General features: G+C 47.7%; 16 protein-coding genes. 6 read left to right on the top strand and 10 right to left on the bottom strand.

Translation table 11 applies throughout. The annotated features are described in order from the left end of the window. Nucleotides 1-175: 175 nt before the first annotated feature. Entirely contained in the window at nt 176-4,735 is a 4,560-nt protein-coding gene (locus QUA78_RS20210; protein ID WP_333301424.1) for a PAS domain S-box protein, read from the bottom strand. Here QUA78_RS20210 and QUA78_RS20205 point away from each other — a divergent pair. Then, on the top strand, nt 4,727-4,924 hold the full coding sequence (locus tag QUA78_RS20205; RefSeq protein WP_333301425.1) for a hypothetical protein: 198 nt from the start codon (nt 4,727-4,729) through the stop codon (nt 4,922-4,924). The genes QUA78_RS20210 and QUA78_RS20205 overlap by 9 nt on opposite strands. A gap of 180 nt (nt 4,925-5,104) precedes the next feature. Here the strand turns inward: QUA78_RS20205 and QUA78_RS20200 are convergent, their stop codons facing one another. The 7 genes from QUA78_RS20200 to QUA78_RS20175 all read right to left on the bottom strand — a co-directional run bounded on the left by QUA78_RS20200 (nt 5,105) and on the right by QUA78_RS20175 (nt 9,037). Then, a complete protein-coding gene (locus QUA78_RS20200) occupies nt 5,105-5,353 on the bottom strand; it encodes a hypothetical protein (RefSeq protein WP_333301426.1) in 249 nt (82 codons plus the stop codon). Between the two features lie 313 nt (nt 5,354-5,666). Beyond that, nucleotides 5,667-5,828, bottom strand: a complete 162-nt coding sequence (locus tag QUA78_RS32940; RefSeq protein WP_445302457.1) for an ATP-binding protein — start codon at nt 5,826-5,828, stop codon at nt 5,667-5,669. A 12-nt stretch (nt 5,829-5,840) separates the two neighbouring features. Then, on the bottom strand, nt 5,841-6,149 hold the full coding sequence (locus QUA78_RS20195) for a hypothetical protein (protein WP_333301427.1): 309 nt from the start codon (nt 6,147-6,149) through the stop codon (nt 5,841-5,843). Then, on the bottom strand, nt 6,139-7,092 hold the full coding sequence (gene mdh / locus QUA78_RS20190; RefSeq protein ID WP_333301428.1) for a malate dehydrogenase: 954 nt from the start codon (nt 7,090-7,092) through the stop codon (nt 6,139-6,141). Before mdh ends, QUA78_RS20195 begins: the two co-directional genes overlap by 11 nt. 109 nt (nt 7,093-7,201) lie before the next feature. After that, entirely contained in the window at nt 7,202-7,417 is a 216-nt protein-coding gene (locus QUA78_RS20185) for an NAD(P)H-quinone oxidoreductase subunit O (protein ID WP_015178120.1), read from the bottom strand. 301 nt (nt 7,418-7,718) lie between these two features. Continuing rightward, the gene (locus tag QUA78_RS20180) at nt 7,719-8,651 is read right to left on the bottom strand and encodes a DNA-formamidopyrimidine glycosylase (protein WP_333301429.1); all 933 of its coding nucleotides are present in this window, start codon (nt 8,649-8,651) and stop codon (nt 7,719-7,721) included. A 2-nt stretch (nt 8,652-8,653) separates the two neighbouring features. Beyond that, nucleotides 8,654-9,037, bottom strand: a complete 384-nt coding sequence (locus QUA78_RS20175) for a photosystem I reaction center subunit IV (RefSeq protein ID WP_333301430.1) — start codon at nt 9,035-9,037, stop codon at nt 8,654-8,656. A gap of 287 nt (nt 9,038-9,324) precedes the next feature. Between QUA78_RS20175 and QUA78_RS20170 the strand changes: the two genes are divergently transcribed. Further along, nucleotides 9,325-10,161, top strand: a complete 837-nt coding sequence (locus QUA78_RS20170) for a dihydrofolate reductase family protein (RefSeq protein ID WP_333301431.1) — start codon at nt 9,325-9,327, stop codon at nt 10,159-10,161. Nucleotides 10,162-10,339: 178 nt separating this feature from the next. Beyond that, nucleotides 10,340-11,536 carry a GNAT family N-acetyltransferase gene (locus tag QUA78_RS20165; RefSeq protein ID WP_333301432.1) on the top strand — a complete coding sequence of 399 codons (1,197 nt, stop codon included), beginning with the start codon at nt 10,340-10,342 and terminating at the stop codon, nt 11,534-11,536. 422 nt (nt 11,537-11,958) lie between these two features. Here QUA78_RS20165 and QUA78_RS20160 read toward each other — a convergent pair whose 3' ends face one another. Both QUA78_RS20160 and QUA78_RS20155 read right to left on the bottom strand, forming a co-directional pair. Further along, the gene (locus QUA78_RS20160) at nt 11,959-12,525 is read right to left on the bottom strand and encodes a hypothetical protein (protein ID WP_333301433.1); all 567 of its coding nucleotides are present in this window, start codon (nt 12,523-12,525) and stop codon (nt 11,959-11,961) included. Nucleotides 12,526-12,707: 182 nt separating this feature from the next. Next, complete coding sequence (locus QUA78_RS20155) at nt 12,708-14,312, bottom strand: HAMP domain-containing sensor histidine kinase (RefSeq protein ID WP_333301434.1); 1,605 nt, start codon at nt 14,310-14,312, stop codon at nt 12,708-12,710. Between the two features lie 260 nt (nt 14,313-14,572). Here QUA78_RS20155 and QUA78_RS20150 point away from each other — a divergent pair, with 260 nt between their 5' ends. The 3 genes from QUA78_RS20150 to ftsH4 all read left to right on the top strand — a co-directional run bounded on the left by QUA78_RS20150 (nt 14,573) and on the right by ftsH4 (nt 18,143). Continuing rightward, the gene (locus QUA78_RS20150; RefSeq protein WP_333301435.1) at nt 14,573-15,418 is read left to right on the top strand and encodes a M48 family metalloprotease; all 846 of its coding nucleotides are present in this window, start codon (nt 14,573-14,575) and stop codon (nt 15,416-15,418) included. A gap of 79 nt (nt 15,419-15,497) precedes the next feature. Then, nucleotides 15,498-16,004 carry a tryptophan-rich sensory protein gene (locus tag QUA78_RS20145; protein WP_333398985.1) on the top strand — a complete coding sequence of 169 codons (507 nt, stop codon included), beginning with the start codon at nt 15,498-15,500 and terminating at the stop codon, nt 16,002-16,004. A 264-nt stretch (nt 16,005-16,268) separates the two neighbouring features. Beyond that, nucleotides 16,269-18,143 (top strand): ATP-dependent zinc metalloprotease FtsH4, encoded by a 1,875-nt coding sequence (gene ftsH4, locus QUA78_RS20140; protein ID WP_333199542.1) that lies wholly within the window; start codon nt 16,269-16,271, stop codon nt 18,141-18,143. The last annotated feature ends 159 nt before the right edge of the window (nt 18,144-18,302 follow it).

Here is an 18,302-nt window from a genome sequence, read left to right as displayed (position 1 = left end):
GTCAGCTAGGGAGATGTTTGCTACAAACTCAGAATCTCAAAACTGACGCACTAGGGAATAAATGGTGCATCAGAATTAGATTTTCGGTGATAGTTGAGAATTACCAAACTGACGCACCGTAACGCTTTCGCAATTCCCAATTCCCCATTCTCAATTCCCCATCCCCCATTCCCCATTAACAATTAGCTTTGAGCGGAATCTCGATCGCCAATTCTGCGCCCTGTCCCGGCGAAGAAGTGCATTTCAGCGAGCCTTTGTGTCTGTTTGTAACAATTTGATAGCTAATTGACAAGCCCATCCCAGTGCCTTTTCCCACAGGTTTAGTGGTAAAAAATGGGTCAAAAAGTCGATTGCAGACAGTCTCTGCCATTCCCGGGCCGTTGTCAGCAATCCGAATGAACACTCGATCGGGCTCCAGCATTTCAGTTTTGATAGAAATGATACTAGGGTTTTCCCGCATTTTGTCGGCAGAAAGCCGCGCGTCTCTCTCTTCCAAAGCATCTAAAGCATTGCTCAAGATATTCATAAATACTTGATTTAGCTGTCCTGCATAACACTCTACTAACGGCAAATTGCCGTATTCTTTAATTACCTCAATTTCTGGATGATTGTGTTTGGCTTTGAGCCGGTGCTGCAAAATCATCAGGGTGCTATCTATGCCTTCGTGAATGTTGACTGCTTTCATTTCTGCTTCGTCCATGCGGGAGAAGGTGCGCAGAGATGCCACGATTAGTTGAATTCTGTCTGCACCGACTTTCATCGAGGAAAGCAGTTTCGGCAAGTCACCCATCAGAAAGTCGAGTTCAATAGCTTCTACTTCCTCTTGAATTTCCGGGACTGGCTCGGGATAGTGGTTTTGGTAAAGTTCTATCAGGTGCAGCAAGTCTTGAGTATAGTCGTTGGCGTGGGTGAGGTTGCCGTAAATAAAGTTAACTGGGTTGTTGATTTCGTGGGCGACTCCTGCCACAAGTTGACCGAGAGATGACATTTTTTCATGTTGAATTAACTGCGATTGAGCGCTGGTTAATTGCTGCAAGGTTTCCTCTAATTCAAGAGCTTTATTGCGAGTTTGGGCGTAAAGATCGGCTTGGTTGAGGGCGATCGCCAATTGAACTGTAATCGCTTGCAACAATTCTACTTCGCTGTCGCTCCAAGGCCGCACAGAACTGCAAGAGCAACAGCTAACTGCACTCATTACCCCGGAAAGTGCCTGCATGGGGATGATTAATATAGATTGGTAGCCGAGCGATCGAATGGTTTGTTTCCAAAGAGGATCTGCTACTGTTTCGACATCATCGACCCGCAGCATTTCCATCTGCAAGATTTCTTCTCCAAGAGAACCGAAGTCGGAAGCTGGATAGCGACCTGTTAAATCGGGAAGTTCGGGGAGGCGAGACTCTTTGATTGTCTCCCAGTAAGGTGCGTCTCCGTCGCAGCGATACCAGCTAAAGTTGCAACGATCGATCTGCATGAAAGCGCGAATTTCCTTAACTGCGACTGTAACGATGCTGTCGAAGTCGAGGGAATTGCGGATTTGAGCGGTGAGAATATTGAGCAATTTTTCTCGATCTGCCTGCAGTCTGAGTCGCGCTTCCGATTGCCTCAAAGCAATTTCTCCCCGCTTGCGCTCAGTAATGTCTTCGGTAATTGCTAATAAATATTGGGCATTGCCTTCTCGATCGAGAATTGCGGTTTTCTTCGTATGAAATATGCGAGTATCGCCTTCTCTTGTTTGAATCAGTTCTTCGGGAATGTCTAAAATTTGCCCGCTGGCGAGGGCTTCCCGGTCTTTGGCGGTGAAAAAGTCGGCTTGTTCTCTGGGGAAAAAGTCGTAGTCCTTTTTGCCCATAACTTCTGCTGCACTGAAACCGAGCAACTGTTGGGCGACTGGGTTCCACAGTACAAATCGCAACTCTTGTGCTTCTTTGCAAAATACTCCTACGGGTATGGTTTTGAGCACTGATTCCATAAACTGTTGAGCCTGTTGCAGTTCTGCTTCTGTCTGTTTGCGATCGCTAATATCTCGGACGTTGGCAATCACGCTGAGATTGCCGTTGAGATGAATTCTGGACAGGGCAACTTCTGCATCAAAAGTTGAACCGTCGTTGGGACGCCTCGCTTTCCATTCGAGGCGACCTGTTTCGCCGGCTAATACTTTTTCCCAAATTTCTTCCATGTTTTGAATGGAATTATCGCAGCTTGAATAGTCGTTTTTAATGGATAATTTTGTTGCTTGTTCGGGGCTGACTCCGTACATTTCTAACATTCGATTATTGACATCGAGAATGTTGCCTTCTAAATCGTGAATCAAGATAGCATCGTAGACATTGTTAAATATGGTTCGCAGGTTTTGCTCGGAAACTTGTAGCGCTGCTTCTGCTTCTTTTCGATCGGCGATTTCTCGTTCTAACTGGGCGACTGCTTGGGACAGTTCGGCTGTGCGATGGCTCACTCTGTCTTCTAACTCGGCTTTTGCTTGCCGCAGGGCTGCTTCGGCGACTTTGCGATCGGTAATGTCGAGCGCCGTGCCGAACAATTTTAGGACTTTGCCACTAGCATCGGTTTCAGCGCGACCCAAAGCGTTGAGATGCCGCAGCGTGCCGTCGGGACGGCAAAGGCGGAGGTCAAAATCAAAGGGGATGCCAGTTTCGAGTCCCCGCTGCACTTGAGTTCGCCACAATTCCAAATCTTCGGGGTGGATCAGACCTACCTGTTCGGCTAGGTTGGGGGCAAACGCGGCCGGTTCGAGTCCGAAGATGCGGAAGAGTTCCTCTGACCAAGTGACGGTTCCCATTATTGCGTCGACTTGCCAATTACCGACGTGGGCGAGTCTCTGGGCTTCTTGTAGCTGCCGCTGGCTGTTGCGGATGGCTGTTTCGGCAACTTTGCGATCGGTGATGTCGAGCAAAACGCCGCAAAATAGTATTTCGCCGTTCTGGCTGCGGGTGGGCCTTGATTCGCCCTGCCACCAGCGAATCTCGCCGTCGGGCTTGACTATTCGCCCTTCGTAGTGCCAGGGAGAGAGATTTTCTACGGCTTCGTTGACGGAGGCGAGGTGGGCTTCCAAGTCTTCGGGGTGGATGCGAGAAGTGAATGTATTTAAGTCTTGCATCATTTCTGCTGCTGTGACGCCGGTAATATCGAAGATGCGATCGCTCATGTACTCAACTCTCCACACTCCCTCGCTGCTGCAAAATTGGAACAGAGCTCCGGGGATGGTGGCTGCGATCGTCCGAAACTTGGTTTCGCTGACACTGAGTGCGGCAAAAGTCTCTCGCAGTTCGGCCGTGCGTGCTTCTACTCTGCGCTCTAGTTCTGCGTTGGCGTGTTCCAATGAGGCTTCTGCGCGCTTGCGATCGGTAATGTCGGTGGCTGTACCGGTGGTGCCGAGGAAGTTTCCCGTTTCGTCGTACAGGGCGATCGCGTTGAACATCAAATGTTTCATGCTACCGTCTTTGGCGATTTGGGTGGTTTCGTACTGGAAAATAGATTCTCCGGCAAACAGGCGGGCGAAAACTTTTAAATCTTTCTGGCTTTGTTCTGGTGTCACAAAGTCGGAGAACGGCCGACCGATCATTTCTTCTGGTTCGTAACCGTAGATATACTTAACTGCTGGGTTGACGAAGGTGTAGCGCCCGATCGCATCGACCGACCAAATCATGTCTTGGGAGGTTTCTACCAGCCTGCGGTATTTGGTTTCGCTGGCTTTGACGGCTTCTTCTGCTTGTTTGCGTTCCGTCATGTCGCGGGAGACGGCGATTGTCATTGTGATGCGATCGTCTTCGTTGCGGATGGGTGTTTTGACTGTACTAAACAGTCGCACTTCTCGATCGTGCCGCGTGATCGGTTCTTCTGAAATTTCTAGAGTCTGTCCGGTCTCAAATACGAAGGCGTCATCTTTAATGTACTGGAGAGTATGGTCGGGATCGGCGAAAGGTGCGTCTACGATTCCTTGAAGTTCCTCTTGAGTCATGCCGTAATAATCGCGAAATGCTTTATTAGCCCACACGATTTTTGATTGAGGGCCTTTGACTAATAGTAGATCGGCGAGCGAATCGAGAATTTGTTGATATTTTTGCTCGCTGTCGCGGAGTTTCTGCTGCGCGGATGCGATTTCTGCTATTTGCCTCTGGGTTTGCAAGTGCAGTTCGGCTTGGTAGATTGCAACTGCTAAATGGTCGCCTACTTGTCTGGCAAATTCGATTTCGTCTTCTTGCCACTCGCGGGGATTGCCGCACTGGTGAATGCACAGCAATCCCCACAAATGTTGCCCTTGCAGTAGGGGTACGACTAAGTTGGCTCGGATTTGAAATCGCTTGAGGATTTTGAGGTGGCACGGGCTTAACCGGGCTTTGTAGATGTCCGTGACAGCTTGAACGTAACCTTTGGCGTAGTTGGCTGCAAATTGTTCGCCGAAGCAGTAGTCGCGAACTCTGATTCCCAAAGATGGGGTGTATAGGGGAAGTACCTCTTCGGAGACTACTTCGCCCTCGTTCCATTCGGATTCGGGAAGAAAGCGGTAGATGGCGACTCGATCGGCATTTAGCAGTTGCCGGACTTCGGTGGCTGTGATTTTAAAGATTGTTTCTAAGTCTAGGGATTCGCGAATTTTGCCAATAACTCCCATCAGCGCTTGCAGCTTTTTGAACCAGGTTTGAGATTGCGTTTGTCTTTCTAGGTGAGCTAGTTTCTCGCGCAGGTTGGTTACTTCTTGATACAGGTATTTATGAAACATAATGCTCTTCCTTTCGTGATTTTGCGGTTTGGTATCGAGGTTGACGGTATCTCAATCGCGATCGACAAGTTGAGCCTGGTAAATCAAAAGGGCAAAGGACAAATTCTCCTCCTTCTGCTAGCACTTAGCAGCTACTCAAGCTGCATTTCCATATTTTTTATAGATTGGGAGGTCGAGCGAGCCTGTTAACTTCCGTATTTTTACTGAAAAAACTGGCATAATTTGCTACTTCATAAATTGTCAATAATTGAGAATTATGTTAACAAAACTTACACCTAAACTGGGTTTCTTAACGTAATTAAGTCAGGGAAGCTCCGAAAGTGGAAACCAGAAACCGCGTTTCATGACGGGATGGCGGGAGCACTCTGACTAATTTTGACATTTTTTTCGCTCGCCTTTGGTTGCAACGATCACCTTTTTATTATTACCCCAAACTTGAGCGATGGCTTCCTTGGTTTTGCGCTTGAATATTCTGTTGCAATCCCCTCTATTAATTTTTTTTGAAATAGAGGCGATCGCCTTTTCTATAGTTGTCGCTAATTCTCGATTTCTCTGTCCTAAGTTCCTTTTTATACACCCTTTGGGGCAATCCGCTCTTTGAGATATTTTTGGTTGCATTTTAATTGTTTTATGCTATCGATTTGATTGTTCAAACTTATTAAAATCCACTGAAGCAGAGGTGAGTTTTAGGTTAAAAATTTGAGGTAGTTGCAGGTTAGGGTTAAATTAGCTCAACTCAAGGGCTATTCCCTACCCTTTGGGCACGCAGGCGCGTTCGGGATAGCCTCGCTTCACTAACACTTTTTGCCCGATTTTTACATTTTTTGAGAAGTGTAAAAATTTTTAGATAATACCAAGCTTTACGGTATCACATTTTTGATTAAAGTCAAGGTATTTCAAGCTTGAGAAATAGAAATGGCGATCGCGAGGATTAAAGTTTGGGCAAAATAATGATAAATTCCGTATCAACTCGCCTTTTGCTTTCTACCTTTAAAGTGCCACCGTGCTTTCCGGCAATAATATGGCGAGTCAGAGACAATCCCAAACCGATTGCTTCTGCTGTCGGTTTAGTAGTAAAACAAGCAGGGAAGATTTTTGATTTAATTTATAGAGGAATTTTGATGCCGTTTTCACGGAGACCAAGTTCAACTGCTTTTGCCAATTTTTGCATTTTTACATAGTTTTTGAAAGTAAAATTTACTGTTGACCTATCGGGGTTTTTCTGCCCATTTTTAGGTTTTTCAAATACACCATAACAAGCATTATTAATGATATTTATCAAAGCGCGATTGAGTTCCGATCGGGGTACTTTCGAGAAAGCGATCGCACTGTCATACTCAGTATAAATTATTATATTGAAGCGGCGAGGGATTGGCTGCTGCGATCGGCGAACTGCTACCAGCTTAAGAATCACTTTTCAGTATCGCCCTGGCTTCCTCAATATTTTGGGCAACCAATTTGCCCGACTCGATAAAGGCTGCTCTTTCGGTATCGCTGAGTTCGAGTTCCACTAATTGTTCGACTCCCTGATATCCCAAGCGGCAGGGTACTCCTAAAAAGATATCTTGCACGCCGTATTCGCCGTGTAAATAAACTGAGCAAGGCAAGAGTCGCGACTGATTAAATAAAATAGATTCTACCATCAAACAGGCAGAAGATGCTGGTGCAAAATAAGCACTACTAATCTTCATCAATCCGACAATTTCTGCGCCGCCGTGTCGAGTCCGCTGTACGAGTCGATCGATCGCCCCAGCATCCATAAGTTGATTGATCGGAATACCGTTGACAGTGGAATAGCGGGGCAAAGGAACCATTAAATCGCCGTGAGAACCGATGACAGTGGCATTGATTTCTGCATTTGAAACACCCAATTCCATGGCAATAAAAGTTTGAAAGCGGGCGGAGTCGAGAACTCCCCCCATACCCATGACTCGGTGTTTTGGCACATCGGCAGCTTCCCAAGCTAAATAAGTCATGATATCTAGGGGATTGGTGATGACGATTAAGATTGCTTCGGGAGAATGCTCGATCGCCTTTTTTGAGGCTTCGGTGACAATTCGAGCATTGATTTTAATTAAATCTTCCCGATTGATACCGGGTTTGCGCGGCACTCCGGCGGCAATTACTATGATATTTGAGTTTGCCGTATCTGTATAATCATTTGTACCCACAATTTGGCGATCGTGGCGTTCCACTCCCCTGGCTTCCATCAAATCCAAAGCAACGCCCTGCGGCCAACCCTCCACGATATCTAGCAATACTACATCTGCCAGATTTTTCTCAGCAATTCGCTGGGCTAACGTACTGCCGACTTTGCCTGCACCAATAATTGATACGCGGTTTGATGGAGAATTCATTGGATTTTAGATTTTAGATTTTAGATTTTAGCAATCAGCTTAATTGGGGAAAGGTGCGCGGTGTGCACCCTTCGCTACATTAAGAACAGTGATGTTTAGTTTTGGTGAGTTACTTAAAATCTTCGAGTTGGTCTACCCGCAGCCAAATATTCGGGGTGGGAACTTTGCCAAATTTGACGAAGGCATAGTCGCCGCGAACATCCATCACTTCGCCCTTTGTTTCAAATATATACGAGGAAAAGCGCTGGTCGCTGGCTTTGGCTTCTAGACTGTTTTCCAATTTTTCGCGTACAGCGCGAACTATACTGCCTTTCTTGATTGCCATAACTTGCTTTGTTTAGTTTAAAAAACTATACAAATTTTAATCTAGATTTGCCTGGAAAGGACTTCTGATTTCTTCTGACATCTGGCACCATTCTCGCTTAACAGCCCTTTCGGGTCTGTTCCACAATAGTTCAATATTCTTCTGGGCTGGGTGTCCCGCCCGCCCCTGACAGCCTTATTGACAATGGTACAAGATATCAGTTCTTCCCTCTTCCTTCCCTCTTCTTCCGACGGACATCGGACTGACATCCGTTACATCCGTTACATCCGTCGAGCGAATCCGTTGCCGAACTTCCTTCTGCTTATTGCTGACACGCGGGGCAAAAATGAGTCGATCGCCCTGCTAATTTTATACGTTCGATGGTTGTGGAGCAAGTGCGGCAGGGTTGACCGGCGCGATTGTACACCCAAGCGACGCCGCCGTAGTTGCCGTTGACACCTTGGACGTTGAGAAAATTGCTAAAAGTGGTGCCACCGGATGCGATCGCCTTCTGTAAAACTTGAATAATAGCTGTATGGATGCGCCCTATTTGCTCTGCGGTCAAATCCGCGCACAGAGTTGTGGGCATCACTCCCGACAAAAACAAAGTTTCATCTGCGTAAATATTGCCCAAACCAGCTATCAGTGACTGGTCTAGCAAAGCTGTTTTAATGGGTCGCGCCCGCCTGTGCAGCTTGCGGGCCAAATATTCTGTTGTAAACTCGTCGGAAAACGGTTCTGGCCCTAAAAGTTTCAGACCGATGACAGTGCTGGAAACCTCGGTTTCAGCAGGCACGTACCACATTTGCCCGAAGGTGCGCTGGTCTACAAACCGCAGTTCTTTGTTTCCTTCAAAAAACAGTCGCACTCGCGCGTGTTTTTGCAGGGGTTCGGATTGGTTCACCCACAGCAGTTGTCCTGTCATTCGCAAGTGAACGCCCAACCAGCCGGCTTTTGAAGGAAGGAGCAAGGAAGAAGGAAGAGGGGAAGAGCTTGGAGTTTGATCCCTAAATTCCCCCCCTTTCCCTTTCTCTCTTTCTCCTTCTGGGAATTGAGATAGTTCTGCCAGGAGGTATTTGCCGCGTCTGTACCAGCGGGCGATCGACTTTCCTTTGACTTTTGTCAAAAAATCGGTCGCAGAGATTGAGCGGGCGATCGTGCTGTTTAACAACACGTCCCCGCCCAACATTTCTCGATCGAGGGTTGCTTGATTCAAACCCCGGCAAATAGTTTCAACTTCTGGCAGTTCTGGCACAATTAGCGCTGTTCTGTTCCTTGACCCTGAGGCGAACCTTCGACAGTGCCGGGCTCTTCGGTGCCGGGTTTGCTGTCCGTCGAAGTTTTCGGCTGCGAGGGGGCTCCTCCGCTGCCGGTTTTCCGAGTTTTCTCGTCGAGCGTGGTTTGTTTGCCGCCGGAAGCTACTGCTGTCGCTGTTTTTGCTTTGGCTTTGGGTGCTGCCACTTCCACTAATTCGCTTTGGGCGTAATTGTTGGTGTTGACGCCTGCATAATTTACGGTGTTAAAGCGAACGATAACTGGGTATTTAATGCCGCTTTGGTCTACCGTAGCAACGGTGCCCACTTCTTGATACCAGTAGGATTCTTTGCGGAGAATCCGGACTGTAGAACCGCGTTGAACCATGAGCTTTTTTTCCTTTGCGATGAATAAACGGATCAAGCCATTTTTTTTACTTTAGTCGATCGCGCGACGCATTTAAAGTCTGCAAGGGAATTTTTACCTCCCGCGCCGTTTTTTGGCCTACTGTTTGTAAAGAAAAGTAAATACTTTGGTAGGGCGATCGCTGGGGTTGCAAAATAAATAAACTGACATTATCCGTCAAATAAAACCAGTGCGATCGAGTTGAAAACAAACTTTACAAATAGTAGTGAATTGCTACAGTTAAATGTTCTGCGAAATTCTGATAAGTAATGACTGGACTTCACGCAACAGTAATACTGGCGATCAGTGCTGACGGTAAAATTGCAGATGCAGTACGATCGCCCGCGAGATTCGGTTCTGCCAACGACAAAGCCCACCTCGAACACCAAGTAGCAGCAAGTGACGCCGTTTTGTTCGGCAACGGCACTTTACAGGCTTATGGGACGACGATGAGAGTGATTTCGCCGGAATTGCTCAAACAGAGGGAACTGCAAGGGAAGCCGCCACAACCGGTGCAAATTGTGTGTTCGCGATCGTCCCAATTTGACCCAAACTTGCGATTTTTCCAGCAACCGGTGCCTCGGTGGCTGCTGACAGGGCAAGACAGTAGGGAAACGCCATTGCCGTCTCCGTACCCGACAAAAGACAGTAAGTTCGATCGCACATCTGGCACCATTCTCAAGAACGGGCAAGATGCCCGTTCCACAAAAGATGAATTTTCTCGCTTCACAGGCATCTTGCCTGTTCATAAAAGGCTTATTGAGAATGGTGCAACATCTCAATTCGATCGAATTATCTATGCGAAAACCGCAGGTGGAGAGATTGATTGGATTGATGCGTTTCAACAGCTAGAAACTCTTGGTATCAAACGCTTGGCGATTCTGGGCGGGGGGAAACTGGTAGCGTCTGTGCTGGCTGCAGGCTTGGTAGACGAACTTTGGCTGACGGTGTGCCCGTTAATTTTGGGCGGCGCGGATGCACCGACACCTGTGGAGGGAAAGGGTTTTTTGGCGGATTTAGCTCCGAAATTAGAGCTTTTGGCGGTTAAACAGGTGGGACAAGAGGTATTTTTGCATTATCGGCTTCATCGATCCTCGCGCATTTAACTGGTTCGCCGGCTGTGCCTGGGAACCCATGTCTAGAGGAAGATCCTCGCAAGCGCAAGGAAAATCAAGGCTTTGCCTCTGGATCTGCGATACCAGGAAGAGCCTGGTAACAAGTGTCGAACAAGGGAAATTATATTAACTTAAATGAAGTTCGATCGCTCTACGCTCAAATCTCCCTATGCTGCAACAGCCAAAACCTCAATATTCTGTAGCCTGGATTAGCAAAATAGGCGAAATCCCGCAAGCGTCGTGGGATGCCTTGGCGATGCCGCTAAAAACTCCATTTCTGGAATGGGATTGGCTTAACAATCTCGAAGTCTCGGGCAGTGCGACAGGTAAAACCGGTTGGCTGCCGCATCACTTAACAGTCTGGCGAGACAAACAGTTGATTGCTTGCGCGCCACTTTATGTCAAAAGTCACAGTTACGGCGAATTTGTATTCGATAATCAGTGGGCTGATTTAGCTCAACGTTTGGGTGTTCAATATTATCCCAAATTGATGGGAATGACGCCGTTTACTCCGGCTGAAGGCTATCGGTTTTTGATTGCCGAGGGGGAAGATGAAGACGAGTTAACCGGAGTAATGGTAAGCGCGATCGACCATTTTTGCGATCGCCACAATATCTCCGGCTGCAATTTTCTTTATGTCGATCCCGAATGGCGGCAGCGCATGGAACGCCACGGTTTCAGCAGTTGGCTGCACCACAGCTATATTTGGCAAAATCAAGGCTATCAAAATTTTGACAATTATTTAGGCGCATTTAATGCCAACCAGCGCCGCAACATCAAACGCGAACGCAAAGCAGTTGACCAAGCTGGTTTGTTGGTAAAAACGCTGACTGGCGATGAAATTCCCCAAGCCATGTTTGCTCAAATGTATGCTTTTTATGAGAATACTTGCGACAAATTTGGTTGGTGGGGCAGCAAGTATCTGACTAAGCGATTTTTTGAACAGTTGCACCACAATTATCGCGATCGAGTTTTATTTGTAGCCGCCTACGACAAGGAAGATGACAGACACCCGGTGGGTATGTCTTTTTGTTTGTATAAAGGCGATCGACTGTACGGGCGTTATTGGGGAAGTTTGCAGGAAATCGACTGCTTGCACTTCGATGCTTGCTACTATACGCCGATCGAATGGGCGATCGATCGGGGCATCCAAAGCTTCGATCCCGGTGCCGGCGGGCGGCATAAAAAACGGCGCGGCTTTCCAGCTACGCCAAATTATAGTTTGCACCGATTTTATAACAACCGTCTGGCACAAATTCTCAAGTCTTATATCGGTCAAATCAACGAAAGAGAACAGGAAGAAATTGATGCAGTAAACGAGGATTTACCTTTTACTAAGTTACCTCCTTTGTTACTCGGCGAGTGAAAGACACGGCAGAAATCAGGCAGAAATCAGGACACGGCAGTGCCGTTTTCGTACAGTTAATTGGGTGATGGTTACATCTCTCATCTAGGAAGATTGATTATTTTGGAGTAGGGAAACGGCATTGCCGTCTCCTCTTTTGCCGTGCGATCGATGGTTATATGCGATCGCACTCACAGGGCAATTTCATCATCCAATCCGGTTGATTTTACCCGTTACCCGAAATCAGGACACGGCAGTGCCGTTTCCCTACAATTAATCGGGCGATGGTTATATCTCTCAGGTCGTGCTCATGATTATTTTGGGGTAGGGAAACGGCATTGCCGTTTCCTCTTCTACACAATCGATTATTTTGGGGTAGGGAAACGGCATTGCCGTGTCCTCTTGTGCCGTCAACAGTCAACAGTCAACAGTCAGCAGTTAAACTAATTCAAAATTACCTTGCCATCTTCCTGAATTTCCAGGGATTTTGTATCAGCGGCCAAGTCAGTTGTCGCGCCGAAACTGACTTGCAACATTCCCGGCATCGCGGTTGCTTGGGGGCGAACCAACAGCAATCCGCCGTCTGGGCGCTGGTAAGTGAGGGTGATTGGCACTTGGATGGTTTTCAGCAAAATTTCCGATTGTTCGCCCAGAGTGCGCGGCGGGGTGACGCCTACGATTTGATAATTGATGACAGCATTGGTGGTATTCACCAGTTTAATTACTATCATGCCTTCGGCAGGGGTAACTCGCGCACTTGGCAGTGGGAAGCGGGAAGGCGTGTTTGTGGGTGTAGAGGGCGTCCCACTGGGGTTCGGGCTCGCAGCCGGAGTTGGTTGGCTGACGGGCTCTTCAGTGGCTGCGGGAGTGTCTGCGGGCTGGGAAACGGGTTTTCCTTGTTGCGGCGGGGGGCCGCCGGCCTGGGAAAGTGTTGCGAGACTGACGAGTAAACCCCCGCAGGTGGCTGCTAGCAAGCTGATTTTTTTGAACGGTAGATTGTGGCGAAACATAAATAACTCCTCACGAGTTCGATCGAGGTTTTCCAACAAAGTTCATGTTAATCTATGGCGGAAATGAATTTTAAGAGCAGGGTTTGGGCGCGAGGTAGGAAGAATAAGGCTTTGAGGGGTAGATTTTTTTTTAACCGCAGAGGGCGCAGAGGGCGCAGAGGAAGAGAGGAAGAGGGGAAGTTTTAGAGGCGGAATTGTTCTGATTTGTGGGCGGGGAGGGTGACGGTAACGGCTGTACCTCGATCGACTTGGCTGTCAATGCGGATTTGGCCGCGGTGATTTTCGACAATTGCTTTGGCGATGGCTAATCCTAAACCGGAACCGGCGGCGCTGCGGTGGGTGCGGGCGGGATCTGCGCGGTAGAATCGATCGAATAAATGCGGCAGGGCTTCTGCAGCAATTCCGATGCCGGTGTCTCTTACTTTTATTTGCAGCGCTGGATTTAACATCGGCGAATTTCTTTTGTTTTTAGCTGCAAGCTGCAATTCTACTTGAATTTTACCGCCAGAGGGCGTGTACTGCACGGCGTTGCTGACGATATTGGTAAAAAGTCGGGCTAGTTGATCCCAGTCGCCCAACAGTGTAAAGTTGTCCTCAGCGTTGGGCAGATCGACAATTTCCAAAGAAAGAGAGAGATTTTGGGTAGTGGCGATCGCCTGTTGTTCTTCAATTACCTCCATCAGCAAAGCATCGAGAGGAACCTCAATCCACTGCTGCTGTACGATACCGCTGTCTTGTCTGGCTAAGAACAACAAATCATCAACCAAGCGCCCCAAACGGCGGGTAAGGCGTTCGATAACTTGTAGCTGTTGATGCTGCTGCGGTTCGATATCCGGTTCCGCCAAAGCTACTTGGACGTTAGTTTGAATAGTGGCGATCGGATTTCTGAGTTCGTGAGAAGCATCAGCGGTAAACTGTTTGAGACGCCCGTAAGACTCCCGCACCGGTGCCATCGCCAATCCCGACAGCAGCCAGCCAATAGCTGCAACGCAAATTAGAGTTAAACCCGCGCCCAAAATCAAATCGAGAATTAATTGGCGGATGGGTTTTGTCACTTCAAACCAAGGATGGCTGACTCGCAAATATCCCAGAACTTGGCGGCCGATTTGTACTCGCTGCGTTACTTGTCTTAGAGAATAGTTTTGAGTTGTCCGAATGCTAATTGGTTTGGTAGAAACGCGATTTGTATTTTGTGCAATAGACTTTTGACTACCTAAATTTAGATTTTCCTGCCAACCTGCATTTAAACCGCCATCAAAATCTCTTCTTTCTCCCCTCTGCGCCCTCTGCGCCTCTGCGGTTAAATCCCTCTTCTCTCTATCCATTAAATCCGTGACATCCCGTACATTCCCCGTTGCCAAACTTTCTTCTGTCTGATTTGTGCCCTCAAACTGCAACTTATTATTAATTATCCAAACTGTTTCGCCGGTGCGGTTAGCGTGAATGGGAATATTCAGCGGTTCCGATAATGTAGACCACAGCAATTCGCCCGTAGGACTGAACCATTCTAAATCAATGTGGTCGTCTTCTACAGCATCGGTGCTATCTCGAAAACTCGCTTGAATATTAACTTGCAACTTATTTTTATCTTTGGTAGTAGGGAAATTTAACGGTTCGATAACGAGAGTTCGCTCTATTACTTCGACAACATGATTGAGGGTGTCATCAATGCGATCGATCAAAGTATTGCGGACGTAGAAATAGAAACCAGTGGCGAACACAAGTAACAATACAGCAGTAACGGCAGTGTACCAAATAGCGAGGCGGCGGCGGGTAGTTTGAAACATATTGCGCAAGAAGTTCGGCAACGAAGCAGTGTAGGGGATTTAAGGGATTTAACGGATTGAATAACTATAACGTTCTTCTATTCTCTTCTATTCTTCTCTTGCTTCATTTCCTTCGCGACGAAAGCGGTTCGTTAAAAAAAGCCTTGTTCGCAAATTATCCCAAAAAGCTTTAACAACTTTCCATTTTTGATACTTCAGACAGATGTGGAGGTAGCTGTCGCTATAGTATTGTAATCGCGAAACTTTTTAGGTAAAAGCCTGTGAACAAATTTTTATTTCGAGCCGCGATCGGGCTGTTAATGGCATTTTTTGGGGCAATTACCTATTTTACAAACGACGTACAAAATCCGGTAACAGGAGAGAGACAGCGGGTGCAGCTTTCTCCCCGCCAAGAGATAGTTTTGGGATTGCAGGCGCGAGATCAAATGGCCTCCAAGTACGGGGGGCTTTATCCCAGCCAGAGTATTCAGCAGTATGTCGATCGAGTAGGAGAACGAGTTGTCAACGGTTCGGCGGCGAAACAAGCAGGTTATCCGTTTGAATTCCACCTGCTGCGAGACCCCGAAACAGTCAATGCTTTTGCTCTACCGGGGGGACAAGTTTTTATTACTGCGGGGCTGCTGCGGCGACTGAATTCCGAGGCTCAGTTGGCTGCTGTACTCGGGCACGAAAGCGGTCACGTTGTAGGGCGCCACGCTGCGGAACACTTGGCAAAACAGCAGTTGGGCAGGGCTTTGGTAACGGCGGTTGGGGTGGCTACTAGCGACGATCGCGGTGGGGGTCAGCAGGCAGCATTAATTGCTCAAGCTGTCAATCAAGTTGTCGGTTTGCGGTACGGTAGATCGGACGAACTTGAGAGCGATCGGCTCGGTTTTCGGTTTATGACCGAGGCGGGTTACGATCCTAGAGGTATTGTTGAGGTGATGCAAATCCTCGGTGCCGCTAGGAAGGGCGAAGCACCGCCGGAGTTTTTGAGTTCTCACCCAAACCCTGAAAACCGAGTTGAAAAATTGCAAGCTTTAATCGCGCAAAATTACCCTAACGGCGTTCCAGCTAATTTGATGTCTGGACGCGATGAGTTTGCTAAAAATGTGTCGGGCGGTTAGCGATAATTGCGTCGGGCTTTACAAAAATTATTGCTAAAGGCGGATGGAAGTTCGGCTGTAAGTTGGCACGATCGACTTAATGAGCGATCGAGCAATTGGAAAGTTGACAACCATGATTGAATCTTGGATGATTATCGGCGGCGTGACTTTCTCAGTCGCCTTCGGCACTCTGTTTTTTAAACTGCGCGATATTAACTGGGCCATCAAACTTCAAAGACCGGATTGGATGTTTTTTGAGCCTGCTATTCCCTTCATTTGGACGGTGATTTTTGCTTGCGGGGCCGGGAGCGCTGCTTTCGTGTGGGAACAGGAACCCGGTAGTCTCAAAACTTGGCTGCTGATGGCTTTGTACTTGCTTTTAGAAATTGTAACAGTTGCTTATATTCCCGCTACTCTCAGAGCCAAAAGTCTCAAAGTAGGGACGATTTTGGGAGGGGCTGGCGAGATTTTGGGAGTTGTGCTGACGTTGGCTGTTTTACCGATTTCTCAAACCGCGGCTTTGTTACTTTTGCCTTACGCGATTTGGGGTGCGATCGGCACTTATACTACTTGGGAAATGATTCAGTTAAACCCAGAAGCTGCATAAATATTTGGTGTGGATTGCTTCATAAATATTCGGTGAGTATTTCGTACCTTACACCAAGGTAATTCGATGCGCAATGCTCACCTTAGATCGAGGCAAGGTGCGCTAAAGATCGCCATCCGATCATTGTTAGTGTTGAATTTGCTCAAAGCAACATTGGCTGGTTAACCCACCCATCGAGTGAGGGAATCCGCTTGACAGTGTGTGCCTATTGGGTGAGAAAATAAATGAATAAAACTGGTTTAAATTAAAGGATGACGGTTATCAATGGCAATTAAAGACCAGCCCCAACCACCTCGTTTTCGGCAAATTAGCAATATTTTGTTATTGCTCTCAAGTTTGTTTCTGCTGGCCAATATCTTTTTGCCGAATTTGTTCGGGCCGCAAATTCCGCAAGTGCCTTACAGCTTGTTCGTCCATCAGGTTCAAGAACAAGATGTGGCGCGAGCTTCGGTAGGTCAAAATGAAATTCGCTACCAGCTCAAAGGCGAAGGCGACAAACCCGGTCAAGTGCTGTCAACTACCCCGATTTTTGACCTGGATCTGCCTAAACTTTTGCAAGAAAAAGGCGTTGAATTTGCGGCAACTCCCCCTTCCAAAAATGGCTGGATCGGCAGTGTTTTAAGCTGGGTGGTTCCCCCGCTGATTTTTGTGGCGATTTTTCAATTTTTCGCGAACAGGCAGGGTGGCGGGCCTCAGGGTGCGCTCTCGATCGGCAAAAGCAAAGCTAAGGTCTATGTAGAAGGCGAATCGGCGAAAATTACTTTTGCTGATGTGGCTGGAGTAGAAGAGGCGAAAACTGAATTAGTCGAAGTTGTTGAGTTCCTGAAAACTCCCGATCGCTTTACGGCAATTGGCGCGAGAATTCCGAAAGGCGTGCTGTTAGTCGGACCTCCGGGAACTGGCAAAACGCTGTTAGCAAAAGCAGTGGCTGGGGAAGCTGGCGTGCCGTTTTTTAGCATCTCCGGTTCGGAGTTTGTGGAACTGTTTGTAGGTGTCGGTTCTGCGAGAGTAAGAGATTTATTCGAGCAGGCTAAGAAACAGGCTCCTTGTATTATTTTCATTGATGAATTGGACGCGATCGGCAAATCCCGCAGCAGTAACGCTAGCTTCGGTGGGAATGATGAACGCGAACAAACTCTCAATCAATTATTAACTGAAATGGACGGTTTTGCTGCGGGCAATACTACGGTAATTGTGCTGGCTGCAACTAACCGGCCGGAAAGTTTGGATGCTGCTTTGTTGCGCCCCGGCCGTTTCGATCGCCAAGTTTTAGTCGATCGCCCCGACTTATCTGGCCGCGAAGCAATTTTGAACATTCACTCTCAAAAAGTGAAGTTGGGCCCGGATATTGACTTGAAGGCGGTCGCCACTCGCACCCCCGGTTTTTCGGGCGCAGATTTGGCAAATTTGGTCAATGAAGCTGCCTTGCTAGCTGCTCGCAACAAGCGCCTAACTGTAGCTCAGGAAGACTTTTATGAGGCGTTTGAGCGCGTTGTCGCTGGCTTGGAAAAGAAAAGCCGGGTGCTCAACGAAAAAGAGAAAAAGATTGTGGCTTACCACGAAGTCGGGCACGCGATGGTGGGTGCTGCGATGACGGGCGGCGGCGAAGTGTCAAAAATCTCGATCGTCCCGCGCGGTATGGCAGCATTGGGTTATACGTTGCAAGTACCGACTGAAGACCGTTTCTTGTTAGATGAATCGGAGTTGCGCGGTCAAATTGCTACACTGCTTGGAGGGCGATCCGCTGAGGAAGTCGTGTTTGGTAGCATTACTACTGGCGCTTCCAACGACTTGCAAAGGGCGACTGATTTAGCTGAACGGATGGTGACAACTTACGGCATGAGTAAGGTTTTGGGGCCTCTAGCTTACGATCGGGGTCAACAAGCAATGTTCCTCAATGACGGTATGGGAAATGCCCGCCGTGCGGTAAGTGCTCAGACTGCTGAGGCGATCGACCAAGAAGTGAAGGAAATTGTCGAAACTGCACATCAGCAAGCTTTGGATATTCTGAAAACAAATCGGGAATTGTTGGAAACAATTACGCAGAAGCTGTTAGAAACTGAGGTGGTGGAAGGTGATGCACTTCGCGAATTCCTCGGTCAAGTGCGGCCTTTAGATAAGGTGGCGGCTTCAGTTTAATAGGGTTTAATTAAACCGCCGATGAACGCAGATGATTGCAATATCATCTGCGTTTTTTGATTGACTACCCCAAAATTTATAATACTGGAGTTTAGACTAAAAAATGGTCACAGCTAAAAGTAGCTGCCTTTTAACAGAAGGCAAGCTGTTGCTCAAAAA

The sequence above is a fragment of the Microcoleus sp. K4-B3 genome (assembly GCF_036704615.1).
Lineage (GTDB): Bacteria > Cyanobacteriota > Cyanobacteriia > Cyanobacteriales > Microcoleaceae > Microcoleus.
Note: the sequence above shows the minus strand (reverse complement) of the source record. Positions and strands in the feature narration are given on the sequence as shown.